Here is a 1,252-nt window from a genome sequence, read left to right on the forward strand (position 1 = left end):
CGCCCGTCCGGGCCCGGCGGCCAAGGCGGCGGCCCGGGCGGTCCGCGCGGCTGGGACCCCACCGACCCGGCCCAGCGGCGCGCGCGGTACGCCCTGCTGGCGGGCATGTGGGCGTTCTTCTTCGCCCTGTTCAGCCTGGCGCAGATCGCGCTGCTGCTCGGCGCGCTCGCCCTGTACTGGGGCATCAGCGCGCTGCGGGCCAAGCCGCGCCGTACCGCCACGGCCACGTCGGCCGCGGTGAGCGGCACCGGGAACGCACCGCTCAACGCCCCGCCCCCGCCGCCCGGCGCCACTCCGGCCCGGCTGCCCGCACCCGGCTCCGACTCGTCGAAGCCGCAGTCGACGGCGGCGATCAGCGGTCTGGTGACGGGCGGGCTCGCGCTCGCCATCGTGGCGGCGACGTTCAGCTTCCAGATCGTCTACAAGGACTACTACAGCTGCGTGGACGACGCCCTCACCCAGACCTCCCGGCACGCCTGCGAGAACCAGCTCCCCAAGGAGCTGCGGCCCCTCCTCAGCACCGGCGAATAGCCCCCCACGCGCCGCAGCCGCCCGTATGAGGCGGCTGCGGGTCGTTCACCCGGTCTACCGGGTCTCCTCCGGGGCGTCGGGCTTGCGGTACGGAGGCGGGGCCACCGGATCCGCCGAGCCCACCGGGCCGGTCGCGCCCACCATGCCGCCCATGAAGTCGGCCATGGTGCCCGCGCCCATGCCGGTGCCGATCCCGGACCCGAGGCCCGGGCTCGTCGCCGGGTCCTGGGCGCGCTCCGGCTCGCGCTTCCGCTTGCCGCCGTGCCGCTTGCCGCGCTTCCGCGGGCTCGGCTTCAGCCACTGCCACCAGGGCTCGGCCATCGCCTTCCGCAGGTCGATCGGCTCGGCCTCCGGCTCCGGCTTCGGCTCCAGCGCCACCCGGGCCAGCGCCTCCTCGTGGGCCGCGCGCTCCTTCGCCCGCGCCTCCGCCCGGGCCCGGGCCTTCGCCGCGCGGGCCGCCTTCCACTCCGCCCAGGTCGCCCGGCTGGGGACGTACAGCCGCACCCAGCGCACCACCAGCGCGCCGGGCACCGCGATCGGTCCGGTCCAGGTGAGCGTGGCCACGCCGGTGCGCCATCCGTCGGGGCCGAGGTCGGCGAGGATGCCGACGCCCAGCGGCCCGCCCGACACGGCGGCCAGCAGCGCCATCGCGGACGAGCAGCCGATCGCCGCGAGCGCCGCCAGCACCGCGGTCTCGCCCCAGCCCCAGGCCGGGCGGGGC

At 77.4% G+C, this 1,252-nt stretch carries 1 protein-coding gene and 1 pseudogene; one reads left to right on the forward strand and one right to left on the reverse strand.

What is annotated here, in order from left to right; all coding sequences use genetic code 11:
• Positions 1-531: pseudogene (locus EEJ42_RS31495) on the forward strand (hypothetical protein); the annotation flags it as partial.
• A gap of 54 nt (positions 532-585) precedes the next feature.
• Here the strand turns inward: EEJ42_RS31495 and EEJ42_RS51245 are convergent.
• The coding region (locus tag EEJ42_RS51245; RefSeq protein ID WP_342778354.1) for a cell division protein PerM at positions 586-1,252 on the reverse strand (667 nt) is incomplete at its 5' end.

This window comes from Streptomyces botrytidirepellens (assembly GCF_003721215.1).
Lineage (GTDB): Bacteria > Actinomycetota > Actinomycetes > Streptomycetales > Streptomycetaceae > Streptomyces > Streptomyces himastatinicus.